The 267-nt window shown below is 61.0% G+C and carries 1 protein-coding gene; it reads left to right on the forward strand.

Annotated elements, in window-relative coordinates; genetic code table 11:
• Positions 1-267, forward strand: a 267-nt coding sequence (locus KZZ04_RS19505; protein WP_219423929.1) for a glucokinase, incomplete at both ends; no start/stop codon positions are given.

The following is a 267-nucleotide window of genomic DNA, read 5'->3' on the forward strand; positions in this document are numbered from 1 at the left end:
GAACCGGTGGCCATGGAAGTGTTGAACCAGTTCAGTATCTGGCTCGGCCGGGTGGCGGGTAACAACGTGTTGACCACCGGTGGGCGCGGTGGCGTGTACATCGTGGGCGGGGTGATTCCGCGGTTTGCCGACTTCTTTATCAACAGCGGCTTTGCGAAGAGTTTCCGCGACAAAGGCTGCATGAGTGATTACTTCGACGGTATTCCGGTGTGGCTGGTGACGGCGCCGTATTCCGGGTTGACCGGGGCGGGTGTGGCGCTGGAGCAG

Origin of the sequence: Pseudoalteromonas sp. CR1, from assembly GCF_019392235.1 — a bacterium.
GTDB lineage: Bacteria > Pseudomonadota > Gammaproteobacteria > Enterobacterales > Alteromonadaceae > Pseudoalteromonas.